Raw genomic sequence first — 24,580 nt, 5'->3', positions numbered from 1 at the left:
ACCCGGGCGGGCGGAGCCGACCGGGCAGGTCAGCCCTCGACCCCGCCGGATACCCTCGACCACGACAGACAGGGGAGCACCCGCCCGGCCCGGCCGGGGTGGTGCTGAGAGTGCGGACACGCCGCAGACCCTCCGAACCTGCTCCGGTTAAGACCGGCGAAGGGAGTCCAGATGCGACGCATGCGCATGCACATCCACCCGACGAGGACCGCGGTGGTCGCCGTCCTGGCGCTGGCCGTGAGCGGCTGCTCGCTGGTCGGCACGGGCGACGACGAGTCGGCCTCCGACCCCGCCGAGGGCGGCGGCGAGGCCGGCGGCACGGTCGTGCTCGTCACCCACGACAGCTTCTTCCTGCCCGAGAAGCTCGTGAAGGGCTTCGAGCGCGAGAGCGGCTACGACCTCGAGCAGCGCGCCGGCGGCGACGCGGGCGCGCTGACCAGCCAGCTCGTGCTCAACACCGACAGCCCGATCGGCGACGTCGCCTTCGGTGTCGACAACACCTTCGGCTCCCGCGCGCTCGAGGCCGACGTCTTCGAGCCGGTCGACATCGACGCCCCCGCCGGGGTCGAGGAGAACGCGCTGCCCGGCGACGACGAGGGCGCCCTGGTCGCCGTCGACACCGGCAACGTGTGCGTCAACGTCGACACCACCTGGTTCGCCGAGCGCGACCTCGAGGCGCCCGAGACCCTCGACGACCTCACCGACCCGGCCTACGAGGGCCTCTTCGTCACCCCGGGCGCCACCACCAGCTCGCCCGGCTTCGCGTTCCTGCTGACCACGATCGCGGCGTACGGCGACGAGTGGCAGGGCTACTGGGAGGACCTGCTCGACAACGACACGAAGGTCGTCAAGGGCTGGGAGGACGCCTACCAGGTCGACTTCACCCAGGGCGGCGGCAAGGGCGACCGGCCGGTCGTGACCTCCTACGACTCCTCGCCGGCCTTCACCGTCGACGGCGAGGGCGGCACGACCACCCGCGCGCTGCTCGACACCTGCTACGAGCAGGTCGAGTACGCCGGCGTGCTGCGCGGCGCCGACAACCCCGAGGGCGCCCGGGCGGTCGTCGAGTGGCTGGTCTCGCCCGAGGTGCAGGAGGCGCTGCCCTCGTCGATGTACGTCTACCCGGCCGTCGAGGGCACCGAGCTGCCCGCGGAGTGGGCCGACCTCACCGAGCGTCCCTCCGACCCGTGGTCGGTGGACCCCGACGAGATCGACGCGAACCGCGACGAGTGGCTGCAGGAGTGGAACGAGCCGGTCAGCCGCTGATGACCACCCCGCGCCGCCTGCTCGGCCTGGTCGCGTTGGCCGGGCTGCCGCTGGCGGTGCTCGGGGTGTTCTTCGTGCTGCCCGTGACCGGCATGGTCGCGCGCGGCTTCGTCACCGACGGCGACCTCGACGTCGCCGGGGTGCTGGAGGTGCTGACCCGGGCGCGCACCGGGCGGGTGCTGTGGTTCACGCTCTGGTCCTCCGCGGTGGCCACCGTGCTCGCGGTGCTGCTCGGGCTGCCCGCGGCCTACGCCCTGCACCGGCTGCGCTGGCCCGGTCGCGGGGCGGTGCGGGCCGCGCTGCTGGTGCCGTTCGTGCTGCCGACCGTGGTGGTCGGCGTCGCCTTCCGCCAGCTGCTGGGCGAGTCCGGCCCGGTGGTGGCCCTCACCGGCGGCCGGGTCGACCTCGACGGCACCGCCGTCGGGATCGTCATGGGCCTGGTCTTCTTCAACGTCGCCGTGGTGATCCGCGGCGTCGGCGCCGCCTGGGAGGGGCTCGACGCCCGGCCCGGGGAGGCCGCGGCCGCGCTCGGCGCCTCGCCGGCCCAGGTCTTCCGCACCGTGACCTGGCCGATGCTGCGCCCGGCGGTGGTCTCCTCGGCCAGCGTGGTCTTCCTCTTCTGCGCCACCGCCTTCGGCATCGTGCTCACCCTCGGCGGGCTGCGCTACTCCTCGGTGGAGACCGAGATCTACCTGCTCACCACCGAGCTGCTCGACCTGCAGGCCGCCGCGGCGCTGTCGGTGCTGCAGCTCGTCGCGGTGGTGGCGCTGCTGGTCCTCGCCGGGCGGCTGCGGGCCGTGCCCGACCCGACCCTGGCGCGCAGCACCGCCCGGCCGCACCGGCCCCGGCGCAGCGACGTACCCCAGCTGGTGGCGACGGCGCTGCTGCTGGTGCTGGTCGCGGCCCCCGTGGTCACCCTGGTCGTCGGCTCGTTGCGAGTCGACGGCGCGTGGTCGCTGGCCTACTACCGCGCACTGGGTGGCGGCGCGGAGCTGCAGGCGCTCCCGGTGCCGGTCACCGGGGCCCTGGTCACCTCGCTGCGCACCGCCGTCGACGCCACCTGGATGGCGCTGCTGCTCGGCGGCCTGATCGCCGTGGTGCTGACCCGCCGCTCGCGCAGCCGCTCCGAGCGCCGGGTGCGCTCGGTGCTCGACGGGCTCTTCATGCTGCCGCTGGGCGTCTCGGCGGTGACCCTGGGCTTCGGCTTCTTCATCACCCTCGACTCCCCGCCGCTCGACCTGCGCGAGTCGCCGGTGCTGGTGCCGCTGGCCCAGGCGCTGGTGGCGATGCCGCTGGTGGTGCGCACCCTGGTGCCCGTGCTCGCCGGCGTCGACGACCGCCAGCGCCAGGCGGCGGCGTCCCTGGGCGCCGGCCCGCTGCGCGCCATGGCCACCGCCGACCTGCCGGTGGTGTGGCGGCCGCTGCTGGCCGCCTCGGGCTTCGCGTTCGCGATCTCGCTGGGCGAGTTCGGCGCCACCTCGTTCCTGGCCCGCCCCTCCGACCCCACGCTGCCGGTGCTGATCTTCCGGCTGATCGGCCGCCCCGGCGAGCTCAGCTACGGCACCGCCCTGGCCGCCTCGGTGGTATTGGCCGCCACCACCGCGGTCGTCGTGCTTGCCGTCGAACGGCTGCGCGTGCCCTCCCTAGGAGCCTTCTGATGCTGTCCCTGACCGACGTCGACGTCTCCTACGACGGGGTGGCCGCGGTGCGCGGCGTCTCCCTCGACCTGCCCGACGGGCAGGTGCTGGCGGTGCTCGGCCCCTCGGGCTGCGGCAAGTCGACCCTGCTGCGCGCGGTCGCCGGGCTCGAGCCGAGCGGCGGGTCGATCCGCTGGGACGGCGAGGATCTGGCCCGGGTGCCGACCCACAAGCGCGGCTTCGCGCTGATGTTCCAGGACGGCCAGCTCTTCGGCCACCTCAGCGTCGGTCGCAACGTCGGTTACGCGCTGCGCCTGCGCCGCACCCCCGGCGCCGCCCAGCGCGTCGAGGAGCTGCTCGAGCTCGTCGGGCTCGAGGGGTACGCCGACCGGCTCCCCGCGACCCTCTCCGGCGGCGAGCGGCAGCGGGTCGCCCTGGCCCGCGCGCTGGCCGTGCAGCCCCGGCTGCTGCTGCTCGACGAACCCCTCTCGGCCCTCGACGCGGGGCTGCGCGAGCGGCTGGCCGGCGACCTGCGCGACATCCTGCGCCGCGCCGGCACCACCGCGCTGATGGTCACCCACGACCACGACGAGGCCTTCACCGTCGCCGACCGGCTCGCGGTGATGCGCGCGGGCCACCTGGTCCAGGAGGGCGGCATCGAGGATGTCTGGCGGGCACCGGTCGACACCGCCACGGCGCTGTTCCTGGGCTACGCCAGGGTGCTCGAGGGCGCGCCCGCGCGGCGGGTGCTGGCGGCCGCCGACCAGCGCACCCGCGAGGAGCAGCGCGCCGTCGCGGTCGCCGTACGCCGCTCGGCGCTGCAGGTGGCCGACGACGGCCCGCTCGGCGCGACGGTGCGCTCGCTGCGAGCCACCCCCGAGCTGCAGCGGCTCGTGGTCGACGTCGACGACGTGGGGGAGTGCGACGCGGTGGCCGGCCTCGACCGGCGCCTGGGCCCCGGCGACCGGGTGCGGCTGCGGGTCGACGCGACCCGCATGGCGGTGCTCCCCGCCGAGCTTCCCGACGAGCCCTCGGGCGCGCCGGGCGGGTCCTGAGCACCGTTCACTAGACTCCGACCCCGTGTACCGCCGCGCCTATGCCCTCCTCGTGGGCACTGCCCTCGTCATGGGCCTGTGGGCCATCATCACCGCCCTGGTCCTCGACAAGCGGCTGGTCGACCCCGAGGGCAGCTTCCTGGGCCCGTCGTGGCTGCGGCTGCCGCTGCTGCTGACCGGGGCGCTGCTGCTCGACCTGCTGCCGCGCTCGCTGTGGTTCGGCAAGGGCCACCCCGGGGCGATGGTGCGGGTGGCTCGCGAGCGGCTGCGCACCCACTGGAACCGCGAGCGGCTCACGCTGGTGGTGCTGGGCATCGTCAGCTTCTACGTCACCTACGTCTGCTACCGGAACCTCAAGTCGTTCCTGCCGTTCATGATCGAGACGAAGTACGACCGCGAGCTGCACCTGCTCGACCGGGCGCTGTTCTTCGGCAACGACCCGGCGATCGTGCTGCACGGCCTGCTGGGCACCGACGTGGTGGCCTACCTGCTGTCCTACATCTACCTGTGGTTCCTGCCGCTGGTGCCGCTGGCGCTGACCGCCTGGCTGGTGTGGTCGCGCAACATGTCCTACGGCTACTGGTTCGTCACCTCCCAGTGCATCGCCTGGGCCCTGGGCACCATGTCCTACTACGCGCTGCCGACGCTCGGCCCCGGCCTGGAGTACGTCTCGCTCTACGCCGACCTGGCGCAGACGCCCACCAACGACCTGATGGACTCGCTGGTCGCCTCGCGGCAGGGCGTCATCCTCGGCGGGCTGACCGGCCAGGTGCAGTCGGTCGCCGGGTTCGCGAGCCTGCACACCGCGATCACGCTGCTGGTGGCGCTGCTGGTGCAGTACACGCTGCGCTCGAAGGTGCTCAAGATCGTCTTCTGGGTCAACTTCGGCGTCACGGTGGTGGCCACGCTCTACTTCGGCTGGCACTACGTCGCCGACGACCTGGCCGGCATCATGATCGCGCTCGTCGCCTTCTACGTCGGCGGCCTGGCCACCGGCCAGAAGTTCGACCACGGCGGGCTGGCCTCGCACCCCACGACCACGACGTCGAAGATCCCCGTCTCCAAGGACTGACCAGCTCTGGCCCGCTCACCCCTGCCGGCCCAGTAGCGTGGGCCCATGTCGACCGAGACACCTGCGCCCGTCCCGCCCGCCGAGACCCAGGAGGTCCCGGCCCCGCCCAGCACCGAGCCCGACCCGGCCGTCGAGGGCGGCGGGTCGACGGAGGGTGCGGAGGGCACTGAGTCCCGTGCCGACGGCTACGTGCAGCCCGAGGTCGACGTGCCCGCCCTGCAGCGGCTGCTCGACGGCCGCTACGCCGAGGTGCGCGGGCTGGTGCGCCGCAACCTGGTCGAGCACGCCGACATCCTCACCGACGCCGAGACGATGAGCCGCGACGACTACCGCGACCGGGTCCGGGACCTCGTCGTCGAGATGGCCGCGACCGGGCAGACCGGCATGGGCTTCCCCGTCGAGCACGGCGGCGGCGGCGACCCGGGCGCCTCGGTCGCCGCCTTCGAGACCCTGGCCTTCGGCGACCTGTCGGTGCTGGTCAAGGTGGGCGTGCAGTTCGGGCTCTTCGGCGGCGCGATCCAGCAGCTCGGCACCCGGCGCCACCACGACGAGTACCTGCCGCGGGTGATCACCGGCGAGCTGCTGGGCTGCTTCGCGATGACCGAGACCGCGCACGGCTCCAACGTGCAGGCGATCGGCACCGTCGCGACGTACGACGTCGAGACCGGCGAGTTCGTCATCACCACCACGACCGAGGACGCCGGCAAGGACTACATCGGCAACGCCGCCGCGCACGGCGAGGTGGCCGTCGTCTTCGCCCAGCTCGAGGTGGGCGGCGAGGGCCGGGGCGTGCACGCCTTCGTGGTGCCGATCCGCGTCGCCGGGCAGCCGGCGCCCGGGGTGCGCATCGAGGACGACGGGCTGAAGATGGGTCTCAACGGCGTCGACAACGGCCGGCTGTGGTTCGACCACGTGCGGGTGCCGCGCGAGGCGCTGCTCAACCGTTTCGCCGACGTCACCCCGGCCGGCGTCTACGAGAGCTCGATCGAGAACCCCAACCGGCGCTTCTTCACGATGCTCGGCACCCTGGTCACCGGCCGGGTCAGCGTCGGCGCGGCCGGGATCAGCGCGAGCAAGGTCGCGCTCACGGTCGCGGTGAAGTACGCCCTGCAGCGCCGCCAGTTCGACGCCAGCGACGACGAGCAGGAGGAGCTGCTGCTCGACTACGGCATGCACCAGCGCCGGTTGCTGCCGCTGCTGGCGCGCACTTATGCCCTGCACTTCGCCCAGGAGGAGCTCACCGGGCAGCTGCACGACGTGCTGACCGGCCGGGTCGACGACGAGCAGACCCGGCGCGAGCTCGAGTCGCGCGCCGCCGGCACCAAGGCGCTCGGCACCTGGCACGCCACCCGCACCATCCAGGAGTGCCGCGAGGCGTGCGGTGGCGCGGGCTACCTGGCCGAGAACCGGTTCACCGCGCTCAAGGCCGACACCGACGTCTTCACCACCTTCGAGGGCGACAACCACGTGCTGCTGCAGCTGGTGGCCAAGGGCCTGCTCACCGACTACGCCAGCGAGTTCGAGGACATGGACCAGCTGGGCATGGCCCGGTTCGTGGCCGGCCTGGCCGTGGAGACCGTGGTGGAGAAGACCCGGGTGCACCAGCTGCTGGAGCGGGTGCGCGACCTGCTGCCCGGCGGCGACGAGTGGGACCAGGAGGCCGGGCTGCTCGACCCCGACTACCAGCTGGCGATGCTGCGCTTCCGCGAGGAGCACATGATCAGCGGGGTCGCGCGCCGGCTCAAGCGCGGCATCGACCAGGGCATGCACCCCGGTGCCGTCTTCTCCCGGGTGCAGGACCACGTCATCGGCGCCGCCGACGCCCACATGGAGCGCCTGGTGCTCGAGGCGTTCGTGGCCAGGACCCGCGCGCTGCCCGACGGCGACCAGAAGGTCGCCCTCAACCTGCTCTGCGACCTCTATGCGCTGTCGGTGATCGAGGCCGACCGGGCCTGGTTCATGGAGCACGGCCGGCTCTCGGTGCAGCGCTCCAAGGCGATCAGCCGCGAGGTGGCGTCGCTGTGCCGCAAGATCCGCCCGCTGGCCGACGACTTCGTCGACGCCTTCGGGGTGCCGACCGAGATGCTGCGCGCGACTGCGCTGGTCGGCGACCTGGGCTGAGGCCGCCCGCCGGGAGTTTTGTCGGGTACCCGACAAAACTCGCGCCGCCTGACCGAAGGTTCAGTCAGGCGGCGCGAGGTTCATCGGAGACCCGATGAACCTTCAGGCTGGTGGCTCAGTGACCGTTGGTCTTGGCCCGCTCGAAGGAGGCGACGACCTCGGCCTCGGCCTCGGTGCGGCCCACCCACTCGGCGCCCTCGACGGACTTGCCGGGCTCGAGGTCCTTGTAGACCTCGAAGAAGTGCTGGATCTCGAGGCGGTCGAACTTGGAGACGTGGCTGATGTCGCGCAGGTGCTCCAGGCGCGGGTCGGCGGCGGGGACGCAGAGGACCTTGTCGTCGCCGCCGGCCTCGTCGGTCATCCGGAACATGCCGATCGCGCGGCACTTGATCAGGCAGCCCGGGAAGGTGGGCTGCTGCAGGATCACCAGGGCGTCCAGCGGGTCGCCGTCCTGGCCGAGGGTGTCCTCGATGTAGCCGTAGTCGGCCGGGTACTGGGTCGAGGTGAAGAGGGTCCGGTCCAGGCGCAGGCGGCCGGACTCGTGGTCGACCTCGTACTTGTTCCGCTCGCCCTTGGGGATCTCCACCAGTACGTCGAACTCCAGCACGTATTGCCTCCGCGTGTCGGTCCGGCACGAGGGCCGGTCGTCAAAAGTCATGTCGGGCCCCGTGGCGGAGCCGCCGACAGTCTCGCGCACAATGGCTCGAAACGTGAACGGGGAGGTGCACCAGGTGGTCCGACGTGACCCACGCCACTCCTCGGCGACGGCGCGGGACGACGCCGGACGGGTCTCGACGTGGTGGGTGCTGCTGCTCGTCCTGGTGCTCGCCGCCGGCGCGGCCACCTGGCGCCTCGACCTCGCCGACCCCGCCCGCGAGCGCGTCGAGAGCCTCTACGAGCGGGTGCTGGGCGACGACGAGGAGCCCGACCCGCGCACCGACCCCGCCGCGGTGCCGCCGCCCCCGGGGCTGAGCCTGCCCGCGCTGGTCGACCCCGACCCGGTGGCCGACCCGGTCGACGCCGAGAGCGCCGGCGAGCCCAGCCCGACCGCCGTACGCCGGGTGCTCGAGCGGCGCCTGGGCGAGCAGCGGCTCGGCAAGCGGGTCAGCGTGGCGGTGGCCGGCGCGACCGGGGCACCGGCGTACGCCGAGGGCCGGGCGCTGGTGCCGGCCTCGACCACCAAGCTGCTCACCTCGGTGGCCGCGCTGGAGACCATCGAGCCCGGCACCACGTTCGCGACCACGACGGTGCTGCGCGGCAACCGGCTCGTCGTCGTCGGCGGTGGCGACCCCTTCCTGATGCGCGAGCCCGACGCGCCGGGCACCACCAGCGTGCCGGCGCGCGCCGACATCACCACCCTGGCCCGGCTCAGCGCCGAGGAGCTCGGCGAGCGCGGGGTGCGGCGGGTGCGGGTCGGCTACGACGCCACGCTCTTCTCGGGGCCGGCCTTCAACCCGCGCTGGCCCGACACCTATCGCGGCGACGTGGTCTCGCCGATCACCGCGCTGTGGGTCGACCAGGGGCGCCCCGAGACGGGCTTCGGCCGCGTCGACGACCCGGCGGCGGTCGCCGCGGAGGTCTTCGCGGCGGCGCTGGCCGACGCCGGGGTGCGGGTGCAGGGCTCGCCGTCGCCGGCGCGCGGGCGCGGCGACGAGGTCGCGGTGGTCGAGAGCGCGCCCGTCGACGACATCGTCGACCGGCTGCTGCAGGTCAGCGACAACGAGGCGACCGAGGTGCTGCTGCGCCACGTGGGCCTGGCCACGGGTGGCGCCGGCAGCTTCGTCGACGGCGTCCGCGGCGTCGAGCGCGTCCTCGAGCGGCTCGGGGTCCCCGCGCCGCGCCGCCTGTACGACGGCAGCGGGCTGTCCCGCGAGAACCTGCTCTCGCCCGCCACGCTGGTCGGCCTGCTGCAGGCCGTCGTCGGCGCTGACGAGGACGACCCGGTGCGGGCGGTGCTCGGCGGGCTGCCGGTGGCCGGCTTCAGCGGCTCGCTCACCTTCCGCTTCGACGACGCCCCGCCGGCGGCGGTCGGGGCCGTGCGGGCCAAGACCGGCACGCTCAGCGGGGTCAGCAGCCTGGCCGGCACGGTGGTCAGCCGCGACGGCGTGCCCATGGTCTTTGCGCTGATGCTCGACCGGGTCGGGGAGGCCGACGAGGGGTTCGCCCAGGCGGCGCTCGACAGCGCCGCCGCCGCCCTGGGGGCCTGCCGCTGCGCGCGGGGTGGGTCGGGCGCTGGCGGCGGGTGAGTAGGTTCGAGGCATGACGAGCCCGCCGCAGATCATCGACTGGGACCTCGCCGTCCGCCTCGGGACCAAGCTGGCCGGCGACGGCCCGGTCGTGGAGCGCGACGAGGCGGCCCGTGCCGTGGAGGAGCTGCGCGCCGGGGCGCACCGCTCGACCCCGCTGGTCGCGGAGTTCACCGGGCTGCACGCCGACGCCGACACCGCGCCGGTGCTGGTGGTCGACCGCGGCGGGTGGGTGCAGGCCAATGCCGACGCGTTCAGCACCGTGCTGGCGCCGATGGTGGCCAAGCTGGTGGAGAAGAAGCCGCCGAGCGGGGTCTCGCTCGCGGTCGGCTCGCGGATCACCGGCGCCGAGGTGGGCGGGCTGCTGGGCTTCCTGGCGGGCAAGGTGCTGGGCCAGTTCGACCCGTTCCACGACCCCGCCGGGCGGCTGCTGCTGGTGGCGCCCAACGTCGTGCAGGTCGAGCGCGAGCTGGGCGTCGACCCGAGCGACTTCCGGCTGTGGGTGTGCCTGCACGAGGAGACCCACCGCGTGCAGTTCACCGCGGTGCCGTGGATGCGCGACCACATCTTCTCGCTGGTCGAGCAGCTCAGCTCGACGATGGACAGCGCCAGCCTGCTCGAGGACGGGCTCGCCCGGGTCAAGGCCGCGATCAGCGGGGCCGGCCAGGGTGGGGCCGGGTCCGGCAGCCTGGTCGAGATGTTCAGCACCCCCGAGCAGCGGGCGCTGATGGACCAGGCGACCGGCGTGATGTCGCTGCTCGAGGGCCACGCCGACGTGGTCATGGACGGCGTCGGGCCCGAGGTGATCGGCTCGGTCGAGACGATCCGCGCGAAGTTCGACGAGCGCCGCAAGGGCGCCGGCGCCCTCGACCGGCTGGTGCGCCGGCTGCTGGGCCTCGACGCCAAGATGGCGCAGTACCGCGACGGTGCGGCGTTCGTGCGGGCGGTCGTCGACAAGGTCGGGATGAGCGAGTTCAACGCCGTCTTCGCCGGCCCCGAGAACCTGCCCAGCAAGGACGAGATCCACGACCCGCAGGCCTGGGTCGCACGCGTCCTGTGAGCCGGGCGTGAAGCTGCACCCGTCGGTCGCGGCGGTGCGGGTCGCGGTGCGCCGCGACCTCGGCGACCTCAGTCCCGGCGACACGGTCGTGGTGGCCTGCTCCGGCGGCCCCGACTCGCTGGCGCTGCTGGCGGCGACCGTCCACGAGGCGCGCGCCGGTGGCTGGCGGGTGGTCGGCGCGACCGTCGACCACGGCCTGCAGGAGGGCTCGGCCGAGCACGCCGAGCGGGTGGTCGCGCAGATGGGCGCGCTGGGTGCTGACGAGACCCTGACCGCGCGGGTGCAGGTCGGCGCCGACGCGGGCATCGGGCCCGAGGCCGCGGCCCGCCGCGCCAGGTACGCCGTCCTCGAGCAGGTCGCCGACCACGTCGGGGCCGCGGCGGTGCTGCTGGGCCACACCCGCGACGACCAGGCCGAGACGGTGCTGCTGGGGCTGGCCCGCGGGTCGGGCGGGCGCAGCCTGGCCGGGATGCGCCGGCGCTTCGACCGCTACCGGCGCCCGCTGCTCGACGTCTCGCGCGACGACACCGTCACCGCCTGCCAGGTCGAGGGCATCGAGACCTGGGACGACCCGCACAACCTCGACCCCGGCTTCGCCCGGGTGCGGGTGCGCCGCACCGTGCTGCCGGTGCTCGAGGAGCAGCTCGGCCCCGGCATCGCCGCCACCCTGGCCCGCACCGCCGACCAGCTGCGCGCCGACTCCGACCTCCTCGACGACCTCGCCGAGGCGACGTACGCCGACCTGGTCACCGCCGATGGCGCCCTCCCCGTCGAGGCGCTCGAAGGCGTCCCCGACGCCATGCGCCGCCGGGTGCTGCGCCTCGCCGCGCTGGCCGCCGGGGCCCCCGCCGCCGAGCTCTTCCACGAGCACGTGCTCGCCCTGGACTCCCTGGTCACGGCCTGGCGCGGTCAGAAGTGGATCGACCTGCCCGGTCACCTGCGTGGCACCCGCCGCGACGGGGTGCTCCGCGTGGAGTCGAGCAGGTAGTCGCCGAGCCGGCGCCAGTTCCTCGCCGAGCCGGCGCCAGCTCGGAACGGGCGCCGGCTCGCGGGTGCAACGGAACCGAAACGGCTCCGCGCCCGCCGCCCCAGCCCCATACTCAGCGCATGCAGACCACGACCCTGCGCCGCGCAGGCATCGCCGCCGTCGCCACCGCCGCCCTCGTGGCGCCCCTCGCCCAGGCGACCGGCGCCGAGCAGCCCACGGGCGCCCGCGCCCCAGCAGTGGGGGAGACCGGGCGTTCGATCATCCACGGCCAGGTCGTCGACTCGCGCACGGGCAGGGCGCTCGACGACGTCGAGGTCACCGCGCTGCGGGTGACCAAGCGGGAGCAGGTGGTGGCAGCCACCGACCTCAGCTACGCCAGCCCCGACAACGAGATCGAGCACGGCTACTTCGCCATGCACGTGACCGCCGGCACCTACGAGGTGGTGCTGACCCGCGCCGGCTACCGGCCGAGCCGGGTCGAGGTCGTCAAGGGCAAGCGCGACCGCGCCGGCCTCGGCACCCCGGTCGAGCTGGTCGCCCTAGCCCGCCCGACGGTCGAGCTCGGCACCACCGCGGGCAAGGGGGGCCTGACCGTGCGGGCCGGCAGCCGCGTCGAGCTCCTCGCGCAGCTGAGCGCCAAGGGCGGGAGCATCCCCACCGGGCCCGTCCAGGTCTCGCTCGAGCAGCCGAATAAGGGGACCGCCGCGGCCACCGACCTCCGGCGCAGCGACCGCGGCCGCTTCGTCGCCGAGCTGGGCCGGGTGCGCACCCCGGGCCGCTACGACGTCGTCGTCGACTACGCCGGTGACGACGCCCACCGGGCCACCTCGAGCACCTTCACCCTGCGCGTGGTCAAGAAGAAGGGGTAGCCGGGCCCGACGTCCGCGCCCACCCTTAGGCTTCCCCCATGGACTCTGCCCACGTGGAGCACGACCTCGTCAACGTCCTCTTCACCGAGGAACAGATCCAGGACCGGCTCAAGGAGATGGCCGCCCAGATCGAGCAGGACTACGAGGGCGAGGAGCTCCTCATCGTCGGCATCCTGCGCGGTGCGGTGATGGTGATGGCCGACCTTGCCCGTTCCTTCACCCGCCACCTCGAGATGGACTGGATGGCGGTGAGCTCCTACGGCTCGGGCACCAAGTCCAGCGGCGTGGTGCGCATCCTCAAGGACCTCGACACCGACATCTCCGGGCGCCACGTGGTGATCGTCGACGAGATCATCGACACCGGCTTGACCCTGTCGTGGCTGACCTCCAACCTCAGCAGCCGCAACCCGGCCAGCGTCGAGATCGCCACCCTGCTGCGCAAGCCCGAGGCGCTGCAGATGCCCGTCGACGTCAAGTACGTCGGCTGGGACATCCCCAACGAGTTCGTCGTCGGCTACGGCCTCGACTACCGCGAGAAGTACCGCAACCTGCGCGACATCGCCACGCTCGCCCCGCACGTCTACTCCTGAGCCCGACCCGGGTGCCGTCCCGGGCCCCCTCGATCACCAGTCGCCTGCGAGAATGAGCCTGACGCGGGCATGTACCGTCGTCGGTCCGTTCGACGTCTGAGACGAGAGAAGTCCGTGAAGCGCTTTGTCAAGGGTCCCTGGCTGTGGATCGTGGTCGCCGTCGTCGGCGTCCTGCTCGCCCTGCAGTTCCTGGCGCCCAGCAGCGGCGGGGACGAGATCCCCGCCTCCGAGATGGCCGCCTACATCGAGTCGGGCGAGGTCGAGGAGCTGACCTTCGTCGACGGCGACCAGGAGATCCGCGCGACCCTCGACGACGGCGTGCGCGAGGAGGGGGCCGAGGTCTTCTCCTACTGGGTGCAGGGCACCCAGCCGCGGCTCTACAACCAGGCGAGCCTCCAGGTCGAGGCCGGTGAGATCGACGAGCTCAAGACCGAGATCTCCCGCCCGAGCGCGCTGAGCTCGTTCCTCTTCTCGTTCCTGCCGCTCATCATCATCTTCATCGTCTTCCTGTGGCTGCTCAACAACATGCAGGGCGGCGGCGGCCGCGGCGTGATGCAGTTCGGCAAGTCCAAGGCCAAGCTGATCTCCAAGGACATGCCCACCTCGACCTTCGCCGACGTCGCCGGCGCCAACGAGGCGATCGAGGAGCTCGGCGAGATCAAGGAGTTCCTCCAGGAGCCCGCCAAGTTCCAGGCCGTCGGCGCCAAGATCCCCAAGGGCGTGCTGCTCTACGGGCCCCCGGGCACCGGCAAGACCCTGCTCGCCCGCGCCGTCGCCGGCGAGGCGGGCGTGCCCTTCTACTCCATCTCCGGCTCCGACTTCGTCGAGATGTTCGTCGGTGTCGGCGCCTCGCGGGTGCGCGACCTCTTCGAGCAGGCCAAGGAGAACGCCCCGGCCATCGTCTTCATCGACGAGATCGACGCCGTGGGTCGCCACCGCGGCGCCGGCATGGGCGGCGGCCACGACGAGCGCGAGCAGACCCTCAACCAGCTACTGGTCGAGATGGACGGCTTCGACGTGCGCGGCGGGGTCATCCTGATCGCGGCCACCAACCGTCCCGACGTCCTCGACCCGGCCCTGCTGCGCCCCGGGCGCTTCGACCGCCAGATCGGCGTCGACGCCCCCGACCTCGACGGCCGCCAGAAGATCCTCGAGGTCCACTCGCAGGGCAAGCCGATGGCTCCCGACATCGACCTGCGCTCCTACGCCCGTCGTACGCCCGGCTTCACCGGCGCCGACCTGGCCAACGTGCTCAACGAGGCCGCCCTGCTGACCGCCCGCAACAACGAGAAGCAGATCACCAACGTCGCGCTCGACGAGGCCATCGACCGTGTGATCGCCGGCCCGCAGCGCAGCTCGCGCCTGATGAGCGAGAAGGAGAAGCTCATCACCGCCTACCACGAGGGTGGCCACGCCCTCGTCGCTGCGGCGCTGCCCGGCAACGACCCGGTCCACAAGATCACGATCCTGCCGCGCGGTCGCGCGCTGGGCTACACGATGGTGCTGCCCGACGAGGACAAGTACTCCCAGCCCCGCTCGCAGATGCTCGACCAGCTCGCCTACATGCTGGGCGGTCGGGCCGCCGAGGAGCTGATCTTCCACGACCCGACCACCGGCGCCGGCAACGACATCGAGAAGGCCACCAACCTGGCCCGCGCGATGGTCACCCAGTACGGCATGACCGAGACCCTGGGCGCGATCAAGCTGGGCGACTCCGGCTCCGAGCCGTTCCTGGGCCGCGACCTGGGCCACCAGCGCAACTACTCCGAGGACGTCGCCGCCAAGGTCGACCAGGAGACCAGGAACCTGCTGGCCGCCGCCCACCAGGAGGCCTTCGACATCCTGGAGGAGAACCGCGACGTGCTCGACTCGCTCGTCCTGGTGCTGCTCGACAAGGAGACGCTCGACAAGGAGCAGATCGCCGAGGTCTTCGAGCCGCTGCGCCGCCGCGAGGTGCGCCCGGCCTGGACCGGCTCGCCCCACCGCCGGCCCTCCCAGGTGCCCGCCGTCGAGGTCCCACAGGAGATCCGCGACCGGGCCCGCGCCAACGGCAGCGACCGTGCCGGCGACGACTCCGGCGCCGGTGCGGTGGTGACGCCGCCGGGCTCCGGCGGCGACGTGCACGGCGGCACCCCCACGCCGAACGACGAGTCGCCGCGCCCGTGACCGACCCGATCGCGCTCCCCGAGCGGGACCCGGGCGACATCCCCGACTTCGACCAGCCGCGCGCCGAGGCCGCGGTGCGCGAGCTGCTGCTGGCCATCGGCGAGGACCCCGAGCGCGAGGGCCTCCTCGAGACGCCGGCCCGGGTGGCGCGGGCGTACGCCGAGGTCACCGCCGGGCTGCGGATGCGCGCCGAGGACGTCCTGACCACCACCTTCGACCTCGGCCACGACGAGATGGTGCTGGTGCGCGACATCGAGCTGTGGTCGATGTGCGAGCACCACCTGGTGCCCTTCACCGGGGTCGCCCACGTCGGCTACATCCCCGCCGAGAGCGGCAAGATCACCGGCATCTCCAAGCTCGCGCGCCTGGTCGACGTCTACGCCCAGCGCCCGCAGGTGCAGGAGCGGCTGACCACCCAGGTCGTCGACGCGCTGATGACGATCCTCGAGGCGCGCGGCGCCGTCGTGGTCATCGAGGCCGAGCACCTGTGCATGACCATGCGCGGCGTGCGCAAGGCCGGTGCGCGCACCGTCACCTCCGCCGTGCGCGGCACGATGCTGACCGACCGGGCCACCCGCGCCGAGGCGATGGCGCTCATCCACGGCACCACCCGCCGCTGAGCCGATGCACCCCGCCCTGGCCGTGCCGCTCGGGCGCCCGCGCGTGATGGGCGTCGTCAACGTCACCCCCGACTCCTTCTCCGACGGCGGCCGGTACGCCGCCCCCGCCGACGCGGTCGCCCACGGCCTCGAGCTGCTCGAGCAGGGCGCCGACCTGCTCGACGTCGGCGGCGAGTCGACCCGCCCCGGGGCGACCCGGCCCCTGGTCGCCGAGGAGCTGGCCCGCGTGGTGCCGGTCATCCGCGAGCTGGCCGCCGCGGGGGCGCTGGTCTCGGTCGACACGATGCGCCACGAGGTGGCCGCGGCCGCCCTGGAGGCCGGTGCGGTCGTGGTCAACGACGTCTCCGGGGGGCTCGCCGACCCGGCCGTGCTGGACGTGGTGGCCGACGCGGGTGCGACGTACGTGGCGATGCACTGGCGTGCCCACAGCGACCGGATGCGTGACTTCGCGGTCTACGACGGCCCCGGGGGCGTGGTGGCCGCGGTCTGCCGCGAGCTGGAGGAGCGGGTGCAGGCGATCCGCGCGGCCGGCGTCGCCGACGACCGGATCGTGCTGGACCCCGGCCTGGGCTTCGCCAAGGCGCCCGCGCACAGCTGGGAGCTGCTGCGCGACCTCTACCCGCTGCAGGCGCTGGGCCACCCGCTGCTGGTGGGCGCGAGCCGCAAGTCCTTCCTCGGCACCCTGCTGGCCGACGACGCCGGGCCGCGACCGGTCGGCGAGCGCGAGGCCGCGCACCTGGCGGTCGTGCTCGAGGTGGCCCGGGCCGGGGTGTGGGGGGTGCGGGTGCACGACGTACGGTCTGCTCGCGACGCGTTGGCCGCCCTGGCCGCGATGCGCACCGAGACCCCGTCGGAGGAGGACCGCCCGTGACCCGTGTACCGGACGTGACCGACCAGACCGACGAGATCGCCGTGCTGGGGGTCGAGTGCTTCGCCCACCACGGCGTGCTGGAGCACGAGAAGCGCGACGGGCAGATCTTCGTGCTCGACCTCGCGCTGGGCGTCGACACCGCCCCGGCGGCCGCCTCGGACGACTTGCGCGACACCGTCGACTACGGAAGTCTCGTGGCGGCGGTCAAGACCGCGGTGGAACGCGAGCCGGTCGACCTCATCGAGACGCTGGCCCAGCGGGTCGCCGATGTGTGTTTGGCCGACCACCGTGTTGAATGGGCCCGGATCACGGTCCACAAGCCGCACGCCCCCATCAGCGCGACGTTCTCCGACGTCACGTTGACGATCACCCGGAGACGCGAGGACTCGACGTGACTGAGACGCCCAACCCGCACATCATCAACGCCGACACCCTCACCGGTGAGATGCGCCCGATCCGTCGCGCCGTGCTGGCCCTCGGCTCCAACCTCGGCGAGCGGATGGCCACCCTCCAGGGCGCCGTCAACGCGCTGGCCGACACCCCCGACGTGTGGGTCACCGGCATCTCGCCGGTCTACGAGACCGAGCCGGTCGACTCGCCCGAGGACGCCCGCCCCTACCTCAACGCGGTCGTGCTCATCGACACCACCCTGGCCGCCAACCGGCTGATGGACCGCGCCCTGGCCGTCGAGGACGCCTTCGAGCGTGAGCGCAGCGACGTGCCCAACGCCCCGCGCACCCTCGACGTCGACCTGATCGTGGTCGGCGACCGCCGCAGCGACGAGCCGCACCTGCGCCTGCCGCACCCGCGCGCCGCCGAGCGCGCCTTCGTGCTCAAGCCGTGGTTCGACCTCGAGCCCGACGCGACCCTGCCCGGTCGCGGCCCGATCGCCGACCTGCTGGCCGAGACCGGCGTCGAGGGCATCACGCTGCGCGAGGACCTCGAGCTCGCAGTCGAGTGAGCGACCCCGGTCGACCGGGGGAGCCGGGCACGCCCGACGGACCCGAGGGGCCTGACCCGCGGCGGCTGCGGCCGACCTCGCCGGCGGCGCTGACCCTCGCGGTCGTCGTGGGGCTGGTGACCGGGTGGCTGGCCCGCCCGGTGAGCATCGCCTGGCTCGGCTCCGCCCCGGTGGTGACCTGGATCCAGCCGACCCTGCTCGCGCTGCTGGCCCTGGTCGTCGGCGTCACCGCCCGCCACACCCACGCCGCCCTGCAGGTGCGCCACGAGCCGATGGAGCCGCACCGGGCCGTGAACCGGCTGGCCTTCGGCCGTGCCAGCGCGTACGTCGGCGCCCTGGTCGGCGCCGGGTACGCCGGCTACGCGATGTCGTGGCTGGGCCTCAACGCCGAGCTGGCCGGCCAGCGGATGCTCTGGTCGGGCCTCGCGGCACTGGCCGGTGTGGGCGTCGTCGCGTGCGGGCTGCTGCTCGAGCGCGCGTGTCGCGTCCCGGGAGACGACTCGGGCGCCTAGCCTGGCTCCATGTCCACTTCTGTCGCTGGAGCCACGCAGGCCACGCCCGTCACATCCGCCACGCGGGCCTCGCGCCGCCGTCAGCGCTCGACCCGCCTCACCGTCGCCACGGTGCTGCTGGTCCTCTCGGCCGTGCTCGTGCTGGGCGCGGTCGCCAGCGGCTCGGCGCTGCTGGTCACCGTCGCAGCCCTGGCCGCGGTGGTGCTGGGCGCCGCCGCCACCCGCATCACCCACGCCGAGCTGCTGCAGTCGCGCCGTGACGCCGCTCGCGACCGTGCCGAGCAGGCCCAGGCCTACCGGAAGATGGCCGAGACCCGCGCCGACGAGCACGCCGCCCGCGTCGCCGAGCTCACCACCCGCCTCGAGGAGCGCGAGGGCGCCCTGGGCGACCTGCAGAGCGAGCTGGTCAAGACCCAGCGCACCGCCGCCGACAGCGCCCGCCAGGTCGACGTGGCCCACCGGCGCAACGTCGACCTCGAGAAGGAGGGGCGCCTGCTGAGCCGCAGCCTGGAGTCGGCCGAGGAGCGCGCCGCCGACGCCATCGTGCGCGTCGCCGAGCTCGAGGCCGAGATCGACGTGCTGCGCGCCGAGATCGAGACCGTCACCGCCGCCTGGCGCACCGCCGAGGCCGGCGTCCGCCGCCGCGCCTGACCACCAGCCCGACCGGGCGAGGCGGCGTACGGCATCATGACCCCCGTGAACGACGAGGACCTGCTGCCCGACGAGAACCGCTTCGAGAGCGACCCGGGGGAGATCCTCGACGACCTGCCCCTGCCTGAGGGGTGGGAGGTCGGCACGCCCGACGCGGAGGACCGCTTCGAGGTCGCCCGGCTGACCCACCTGCTGCGCGCCCACGAGCGCCACGGGCGCGGCTGGGCCGGGGCCGGCGTCGACGACGTGCTGGTCGAGGTCTCCGAGCACGGCCTGCGCACCCGCGCCAACGTGGTGATCCGCGACCCCGAGGGCCACATCCAGGCCTGGGGCAGCGTCCACGACCGCGCCGGCGGCCGGATGCTCTACTCCCACATCGTCAGCCGCGAGCTGGCCCCGCCGATCGCGCGCCGGTGCTCCGACGCCCTCTTCGACTGGGCGGCCGGCCAGGCCCGCGCCGTCGGCGAGGCGCGCGGCCTGCCGACCCAGCAGATCGACACCGGCGCCTTCGAGGGCGACGAGCGCCAGTACGACTGGCTGACCCGCGCCGGCTTCCGCAAGGTGCGCACCTGGTGGCAGATGAACCGCCCTGTGGCCCCCGAGGAGCGCGACCTCGTGCCCGACAACGAGGAGTGGGAGGCGCGCGGCGTGCGCTTCCGCCTGGTCGACCGCGAGGGCCAGGGCCTGCCCGACGAGGCCGACCTGCGTGCCGTGCACGACGTGCTCGAGCAGTCCTTCACCGATCACTTCAACAACTTCGAGGAGTCCTTCGCCGAGTTCCTGCACCGGCTGCGCGAGGACCCCGGCCACCGCTGGAACCACTGGTGGCTGGCCGAGATGGTCGAGGACGTCCCCGAGGGCCTGGAGCCCGCCGAGGAGGGCCGGCACCCCGCCGTCGGTGCGCTGATCGGCACCGTCTCGGAGAACGCGACCGGCCCCGACTCCTCCTACGTCTCCTACATCGGTGTCATCGAGGCCGCCCGCGGCCGCGGCGTCGCCAAGGGCCTGCTGCGCACGATCATCTGCGACGCCGCCCGCCGCGGCCGCACCGGCGTGGGCCTCGAGGTCGACGCGGACTCCTCCACCAACGCCCACGAGCTCTACACCTCGATGGGCTGGCGCACGAAGTACGTCACGGAGTCCTGGCACCGCGACGTGCCGGTCGAGGGCTGAGGCCGCGCTTCCGACAGGCCGCTAGGCCTGCTCGGCCAGCGAGGCGCGCAGGGCGCGGTGCACCCCGTCGGGGGTGAGCACGCCGACGAACTGCACGCCGTCGCGGACGCCGACCATGCCGCGGTCGTCGCGCAGCAGGTGGGTCAGCGCCTCCTCGAGGGTGCTGTCGAGGTCGATCGCGGCGCCGAGCTGGCCGGCGCGCACGCCGTCCATCGGCTCGAGGTGCTCGCGGCGCAGGGGTACGACGCTCAGTCGCCGCAGGCTCTTCTCGGAGCCGACGAAGTCGGCGACGAACTCGTCGGCGGGCTCGCCGAGCAGCTCGGCGGGCGTGCCGTACTGCGCCAGCCGGCCGCCCTCGGCGAAGACCGCCACCCGGTCGCCCATCTTCACGGCCTCGTCGATGTCGTGGGTGACCATCACGACCGTCTTGCCCAGCTCGCGCTGCAGGCGCAGGAACTCCTCCTGCAGCCGCACCCGCACGATCGGGTCGACGGCACCGAACGGCTCGTCCATCAGCAGCACCGGTGGGTCGGCCGCGAGGGCCCGCGCCACGCCGACGCGCTGGCGCTGGCCGCCGGAGAGCTGGTGGGGGAACCGGTCGGCGTACCGCTCGGGGTCGAGGCCGACCAGCTCGAGCAGCTCGACGGCGCGGGCGCGCGCGTGCGCCTTCGACTCGCCGTACAGCAGCGGCACGGTCATCACGTTGGTGACGATGCGCTGGTGGGGGAAGAGCCCGATCTGCTGGATGACGTAGCCGATGCCGCGGCGCAGCTTGACCGGGTCGGCGGTGGTGACGTCCTGGCCGTCGATCTCGATGGTGCCGGTCGTCGGCTCGACGAGGCGGTTGATCATCTTCAGCGTGGTCGACTTGCCGCAGCCCGACGGGCCGACCAGCACCACCATCTCGCCGGCGAGCACCTCGAGGTCGAGGTCCTGCACCGCGACGGTGTCGTCGTCGAAGCGCTTGCCCACGCCCGAGAGCCGGATCATCACGGTCGCGGCTGACGACCCGGTAGCGTCCATGCGGTGACCCTACTCGCGCAGTCCGACGACGGTCCGAGCTGCTACGGGCGCCTGACCAACGAGTGGGTGTGCTGGGACTACGTCGTCGACTACCGCCCCGAGATCGTCGAGGCGACCACCCAGCACGTGGCCATCACCATCGCCTCGGTGCTCTTCGGGCTGGCCCTCTCCTTCCCGCTGGCGCTGCTGGCGCGGCGGCTGCCGCGGCTGGAGAGCACGGTCCTGGGCGTCAGCACCGGCCTCTACACGGTGCCGTCGCTGGCGCTCTTCCCGCTGCTGGTGCCCTTCACCGGCCTGAGCGCGACCACGGTGGTCATCGGGCTGGGCCTCTACGCGCTGACCGTGCTGGTGCGCGCGATCCTCGAGGGGCTGCGCGCGGTGCCCGAGGACGTGCGCGAGTCGGCGCGCGGGCTGGGGTACGGCGACGGCCGGCTGCTGCTGCGTGTCGAGCTGCCGCTCGCGGTGCCGGTGGTGATGGCGGGGCTGCGGGTGGCCACGGTCTCGACCGTGGCGCTGACGACCGTCGGGTCGCTGGTGGCCTACGGCGGGCTGGGCAACCTGATCGCCGAGGGCGTGCAGAGCAACTTCCGCGCCCAGCTGCTGACCGCGGCGGTGCTGTGCGTGGTCCTGGCGGTGCTGCTCGACGTCGTGATCGTGCTGGCGCAGCGGGTGCTGACGCCCTGGACCCGGACGGCGGGCTGATCTCGTGGGCGTGCTCCTCGACGCGCTGGACTACCTGCGCGACGCCGACAGCTGGACCGGTCGGGGCGGGATGCTCGAGCTGCTGGTCCAGCAGCTGCTGGTCACCCTGACCGCGCTGCTGGCCGCGATGGTGGTCGGGCTGCCGGTCGCGTTGTGGCTGGGCCACCTGGGCCGGGGCGGCTTCCTGGCCATCAACATCTCCAACGTCGGGCGCGCGGTGCCGACGTTCGCGCTGCTGGCGATCTTCGTGGCCGGCGACCCCTGGGGCTGGACCGGCGGCGCGTTCCCCGGCACCGGCGACGTCGGCCCCTACGGCCGCGCCGGCATCTCCACCCTGGTCGCGCTGGCGCTCTTCGCGCTGCCGCCGCTGATCACCAACGCCTACGTCGCGATCCGCGAGGTGCCGCCCGACGTGCGCGAGTCGGCGCGGGGCATGGGCATGAGCGGCTGGCAGCAGTTCCGGCGCGCCGAGCTGCCGCTGGCGCTGCCGCTGGTGATGTCGGGGGTGCGCCTGGCCCTGGTGCAGGTGTGGGCGACTGCGACCATCGCGGCGCTGGTCGCCGGGCCCGGGCTGGGCCGGGTGATCACCGACGGCTTCTTCCGCACCGACTACGGCAAGGGCATAGCCGGGGCGATCGTGGTGGCCGCGGTCGCGCTGGTGCTCGAGCTGTGCGCCGCCGCGGTGCAGCGCTTCCTCGACCCGGTGCGCCGCGCTGCCCGGAGGGGTGAGGGAGAGGTGTCCCCGGAAGTGTCTACCCTGGGACAGGCCGGCCACGAGGACGGCTGAGCAGTGGGCGTCGCCTGCTGACCGGACACGCGCGGGGCCCAGCCCCGCGGGACACAGAAGGTAGGACCCCACATGATGGTGCGACGTTCCCTCGCGGCGGTGCTCTCCGCCGGAGCGCTGACCCTGGCCGCCTGCGCCGGCGACGACCTCGAGGCCAGCGCCGGTGACGACAGCGGCTCCGAGGCGAGCGGCGGCGGGCCGGTCACGATCGCCTCGCAGTCGTTCCCCGAGGCCGCGCTGATGGCCTCGATGTACGAGCTGCTGCTCGCCGACGCCGGCTACGAGCCCACCGTGCAGCTCGTCGACTCCCGCGACGCCTACATGGCCACCTTCCCCGGCGACGTCGACGTGGTCCCCGAGTACGTCGGCGGCATCGTCAACTTCCTCAACTCCACCTCCGACCAGGGCAGCGGTGAGCAGCTGACCGCCGGCGACGGCGAGGAGCTCGCCGAGGCCGGCGAGGAGCTGCTCGACGAGGCCGGCATCGAGCTCCTCGAGCTGTCGGAGGCCACCGACACCAACGCCTACTTCGTGACCGTCGAGCGCGCCGAGGAGGAGGGCTGGGAGGCCCTCTCCGACCTCGAGGGCGAGTCGGTCGTGCTGGCCGCGGCCCCCGACTGCGAGGGCCGCCTCGACTGCGAGGCCGGGCTGCGCGAGGAGTACGGCATCGACATCACCAAGGTGCTGCCGCTGGGCTACGCCGGCGACCAGACCTACCAGTCGGTCATCGATGGCGAGTCCGACCTGGGCCAGACCTCCACCACCGACGGCACTCTGGAGTCGCTGGGCCTCGTCGTGCTCGACGACGACCAGGAGATCCAGCCCGCCCAGAACCTGGTGCCGGCCGTCGCCGAGGACTTCCTCGAGCAGAACGAGGGCGTCGCCGACATCCTCAACGAGCTGATGGCCGCTCTCGACACCGAGACCCTCACCGAGCTCAACGGCCGGATGGCCGTCGACCGCGAGAAGCCCGAGGACGTCGCCCGCGACTTCCTGGAGTCCGAGGGGCTGCTCTGACCTGACGGTGGTCTCGAGACGGGACGTCGTCCCTCCTCGACCAACGGCGACTCAGCGCTCGTGCGCGCGCAGGGCCACGGCCTCGTGCGGCACGGGCGCTGCGTCGTCCCCGAGCGGTACGTCGATGACCGCGCCCGCCGGTGTGTCCCGGCGCGGGACGGGCCCGGGGTGCCGGGCCACGTAGGTCATCACGGCGGCGGCGTCGGCGCGGCGGCCCTGCTCGACCAGCCAGCCGGTGAGCCGGTGCACGGGGGTCAGCCCGGAGTGCACCAGCGACCGCTCGCCCCACAGCGAGACGACGCCCTCGTGCAGCAGCGCCCACCACTCGTCGTCGCAGCCGGGGATCTCGGTGAAGTAGCGGTGCAGGTCGCCGGCCAGGACCCGGTCGAGGAACACCTCGGTGACCGCGGGGGAGCCGTGCTCGCGCACGCTGGCCAATGACATCTGCTTGGTCACCCAACGGTCGCGCAGGTCCTCGACCGAGGAGCGCTGCTGGGTGATCGAGGAGCCGTCCGAGCGGATCCGCCAGTGGTAGACGACCTCCGGCAGCACCGCGAAGCGGCGCGCGGCCAGGAACGCGCGGGTGGTGGTGGGCTGGTCCTCGTAGCGCAGGCCCTCGGGCCACGAGAGGCCCTGGTCGTCCCAGAAGGAGCGCCGCACCAGCTTGTTCCACGCGAACACGTCGCCGAGCACCTCGGGGTGCTCCTCGATCGTGACGGTGCGCCGCTCGCCGTGCAGGCGCCGCATCCAGGGCGGCTCGACGAGTGCGTCGCCCTCCCACCGCACGATCGAGCCGGTCGCGAGGTCGACGCCGCGCCCGCGCAGGGCGCGCGCCAGCACGTCGTACGCCTGCGGCGGGACGACGTCGTCGGAGTCGGCGAAGGCGAGCAGCTCGCCGCGGGCGTGCGCGACGCCGGTGTTGCGGGCGGCGCCGAGACCGTGGTTGTCGGTGTGCACGACCCGGACCTCGTCGTGGCGCTCGGCCCACTCGTCGGCGATCGCGCCGGAGCCGTCGGTGGAGCCGTCGTCGACGACCACGACCTCGAGCGGGCGGTAGGTCTGGGCGAGCAGGCTCTCGAGGCACGCGGGCAGGTAGTCGGCCACGTCGTAGACGGGCACGACCACGCTCAGCAGCGGTGCGCGCCGCCCGAACTTCATGGCCCCACGCTATCCAGGACGGGCGCTGCGGCGCG

Annotated in this window: 24 protein-coding genes and 1 riboswitch; of the genes, 21 read left to right on the top strand and 3 right to left on the bottom strand. The window is 73.4% G+C overall.

Annotation, left to right across the window (positions count from 1 at the left end):
* The first annotated feature begins 60 nt into the window (after positions 1-60).
* Positions 61-182: riboswitch (TPP riboswitch) on the top strand.
* The 5 genes from QWJ41_RS14560 (at position 172) to QWJ41_RS14540 (ending at position 7,151) form a co-directional block, all read left to right on the top strand.
* Entirely contained in the window at positions 172-1,266 is a 1,095-nt protein-coding gene (locus tag QWJ41_RS14560) for a thiamine ABC transporter substrate-binding protein (RefSeq protein ID WP_302709128.1), read from the top strand. Its footprint overlaps the riboswitch before it by 11 nt.
* Complete coding sequence (locus QWJ41_RS14555; RefSeq protein ID WP_302709127.1) at positions 1,242-2,924, top strand: ABC transporter permease; 1,683 nt, start codon at positions 1,242-1,244, stop codon at positions 2,922-2,924. The genes QWJ41_RS14560 and QWJ41_RS14555 overlap by 25 nt, the downstream gene beginning before the upstream one ends.
* Positions 2,924-3,958: an ABC transporter ATP-binding protein gene (locus QWJ41_RS14550; protein ID WP_302709126.1), complete on the top strand. Its 1,035-nt coding sequence runs from the start codon at positions 2,924-2,926 to the stop codon at positions 3,956-3,958. The genes QWJ41_RS14555 and QWJ41_RS14550 overlap by 1 nt, the downstream gene beginning before the upstream one ends.
* 52 nt (positions 3,959-4,010) lie before the next feature.
* Positions 4,011-5,030 carry a phosphatase PAP2 family protein gene (locus tag QWJ41_RS14545; RefSeq protein ID WP_302709125.1) on the top strand — a complete coding sequence of 340 codons (1,020 nt, stop codon included), beginning with the start codon at positions 4,011-4,013 and terminating at the stop codon, positions 5,028-5,030.
* 45 nt (positions 5,031-5,075) lie between these two features.
* Positions 5,076-7,151 carry an acyl-CoA dehydrogenase family protein gene (locus QWJ41_RS14540; RefSeq protein WP_302709124.1) on the top strand — a complete coding sequence of 692 codons (2,076 nt, stop codon included), beginning with the start codon at positions 5,076-5,078 and terminating at the stop codon, positions 7,149-7,151.
* A gap of 115 nt (positions 7,152-7,266) precedes the next feature.
* Here the strand turns inward: QWJ41_RS14540 and QWJ41_RS14535 are convergent, their stop codons facing one another.
* The gene (locus tag QWJ41_RS14535) at positions 7,267-7,809 is read right to left on the bottom strand and encodes an inorganic diphosphatase (protein ID WP_439117331.1); all 543 of its coding nucleotides are present in this window, start codon (positions 7,807-7,809) and stop codon (positions 7,267-7,269) included.
* A 73-nt stretch (positions 7,810-7,882) separates the two neighbouring features.
* Between QWJ41_RS14535 and dacB the strand changes: the two genes are divergently transcribed.
* From dacB to QWJ41_RS14470, 13 genes are all read left to right on the top strand, one after another.
* A complete protein-coding gene (gene dacB / locus QWJ41_RS14530; RefSeq protein ID WP_302709123.1) occupies positions 7,883-9,397 on the top strand; it encodes a D-alanyl-D-alanine carboxypeptidase/D-alanyl-D-alanine endopeptidase in 1,515 nt (504 codons plus the stop codon).
* Between the two features lie 13 nt (positions 9,398-9,410).
* On the top strand, positions 9,411-10,457 hold the full coding sequence (locus QWJ41_RS14525) for a zinc-dependent metalloprotease (protein ID WP_302709122.1): 1,047 nt from the start codon (positions 9,411-9,413) through the stop codon (positions 10,455-10,457).
* A gap of 7 nt (positions 10,458-10,464) precedes the next feature.
* Positions 10,465-11,445 (top strand): tRNA lysidine(34) synthetase TilS, encoded by a 981-nt coding sequence (tilS, locus tag QWJ41_RS14520; RefSeq protein ID WP_302709121.1) that lies wholly within the window; start codon positions 10,465-10,467, stop codon positions 11,443-11,445.
* Positions 11,446-11,564: 119 nt separating this feature from the next.
* Positions 11,565-12,314, top strand: coding sequence for a carboxypeptidase-like regulatory domain-containing protein (locus tag QWJ41_RS14515; RefSeq protein ID WP_302709120.1), 750 nt, complete (start codon positions 11,565-11,567; stop codon positions 12,312-12,314).
* Positions 12,315-12,352: 38 nt separating this feature from the next.
* Positions 12,353-12,904, top strand: coding sequence for a hypoxanthine phosphoribosyltransferase (hpt, locus tag QWJ41_RS14510; protein ID WP_193669948.1), 552 nt, complete (start codon positions 12,353-12,355; stop codon positions 12,902-12,904).
* A 69-nt stretch (positions 12,905-12,973) separates the two neighbouring features.
* Complete coding sequence (ftsH, locus tag QWJ41_RS14505) at positions 12,974-15,070, top strand: ATP-dependent zinc metalloprotease FtsH (protein ID WP_302709119.1); 2,097 nt, start codon at positions 12,974-12,976, stop codon at positions 15,068-15,070.
* On the top strand, positions 15,067-15,690 hold the full coding sequence (gene folE / locus QWJ41_RS14500) for a GTP cyclohydrolase I FolE (RefSeq protein WP_302709118.1): 624 nt from the start codon (positions 15,067-15,069) through the stop codon (positions 15,688-15,690). Before ftsH ends, folE begins: the two co-directional genes overlap by 4 nt.
* 4 nt (positions 15,691-15,694) lie before the next feature.
* The gene (gene folP / locus QWJ41_RS14495; RefSeq protein WP_302709117.1) at positions 15,695-16,561 is read left to right on the top strand and encodes a dihydropteroate synthase; all 867 of its coding nucleotides are present in this window, start codon (positions 15,695-15,697) and stop codon (positions 16,559-16,561) included.
* Positions 16,558-16,956 (top strand): dihydroneopterin aldolase, encoded by a 399-nt coding sequence (gene folB / locus QWJ41_RS14490; protein ID WP_302709116.1) that lies wholly within the window; start codon positions 16,558-16,560, stop codon positions 16,954-16,956. The genes folP and folB overlap by 4 nt, the downstream gene beginning before the upstream one ends.
* Complete coding sequence (gene folK / locus QWJ41_RS14485; RefSeq protein WP_302709115.1) at positions 16,953-17,522, top strand: 2-amino-4-hydroxy-6-hydroxymethyldihydropteridine diphosphokinase; 570 nt, start codon at positions 16,953-16,955, stop codon at positions 17,520-17,522. The genes folB and folK overlap by 4 nt, the downstream gene beginning before the upstream one ends.
* A complete protein-coding gene (locus tag QWJ41_RS14480; protein ID WP_302709114.1) occupies positions 17,519-18,034 on the top strand; it encodes a DUF3180 domain-containing protein in 516 nt (171 codons plus the stop codon). Before folK ends, QWJ41_RS14480 begins: the two co-directional genes overlap by 4 nt.
* Before the next feature lie 9 nt (positions 18,035-18,043).
* Complete coding sequence (locus QWJ41_RS14475) at positions 18,044-18,685, top strand: hypothetical protein (protein ID WP_302709113.1); 642 nt, start codon at positions 18,044-18,046, stop codon at positions 18,683-18,685.
* Between the two features lie 45 nt (positions 18,686-18,730).
* Positions 18,731-19,858 carry a GNAT family N-acetyltransferase gene (locus QWJ41_RS14470; RefSeq protein ID WP_302709112.1) on the top strand — a complete coding sequence of 376 codons (1,128 nt, stop codon included), beginning with the start codon at positions 18,731-18,733 and terminating at the stop codon, positions 19,856-19,858.
* 21 nt (positions 19,859-19,879) lie between these two features.
* Here the strand turns inward: QWJ41_RS14470 and QWJ41_RS14465 are convergent, their stop codons facing one another.
* Entirely contained in the window at positions 19,880-20,881 is a 1,002-nt protein-coding gene (locus QWJ41_RS14465; RefSeq protein WP_302709111.1) for an ABC transporter ATP-binding protein, read from the bottom strand.
* A gap of 3 nt (positions 20,882-20,884) precedes the next feature.
* Between QWJ41_RS14465 and QWJ41_RS14460 the strand changes: the two genes are divergently transcribed.
* The 3 genes from QWJ41_RS14460 to QWJ41_RS14450 all read left to right on the top strand — a co-directional run bounded on the left by QWJ41_RS14460 (position 20,885) and on the right by QWJ41_RS14450 (position 23,387).
* Positions 20,885-21,583: an ABC transporter permease gene (locus QWJ41_RS14460; protein ID WP_302709110.1), complete on the top strand. Its 699-nt coding sequence runs from the start codon at positions 20,885-20,887 to the stop codon at positions 21,581-21,583.
* A gap of 4 nt (positions 21,584-21,587) precedes the next feature.
* Positions 21,588-22,370 (top strand): ABC transporter permease, encoded by a 783-nt coding sequence (locus QWJ41_RS14455; RefSeq protein WP_302709109.1) that lies wholly within the window; start codon positions 21,588-21,590, stop codon positions 22,368-22,370.
* A 72-nt stretch (positions 22,371-22,442) separates the two neighbouring features.
* On the top strand, positions 22,443-23,387 hold the full coding sequence (locus QWJ41_RS14450; protein ID WP_302709108.1) for an ABC transporter substrate-binding protein: 945 nt from the start codon (positions 22,443-22,445) through the stop codon (positions 23,385-23,387).
* Between the two features lie 51 nt (positions 23,388-23,438).
* Here the strand turns inward: QWJ41_RS14450 and QWJ41_RS14445 are convergent, their stop codons facing one another.
* Positions 23,439-24,545 (bottom strand): glycosyltransferase family 2 protein, encoded by a 1,107-nt coding sequence (locus QWJ41_RS14445; RefSeq protein ID WP_302709107.1) that lies wholly within the window; start codon positions 24,543-24,545, stop codon positions 23,439-23,441.
* Positions 24,546-24,580 lie beyond the last annotated feature (35 nt).

The organism is Nocardioides cremeus (assembly GCF_030518195.1).
GTDB lineage: Bacteria > Actinomycetota > Actinomycetes > Propionibacteriales > Nocardioidaceae > Nocardioides > Nocardioides cremeus.
This window is presented reverse-complemented; position numbering and strand designations above follow the sequence as displayed.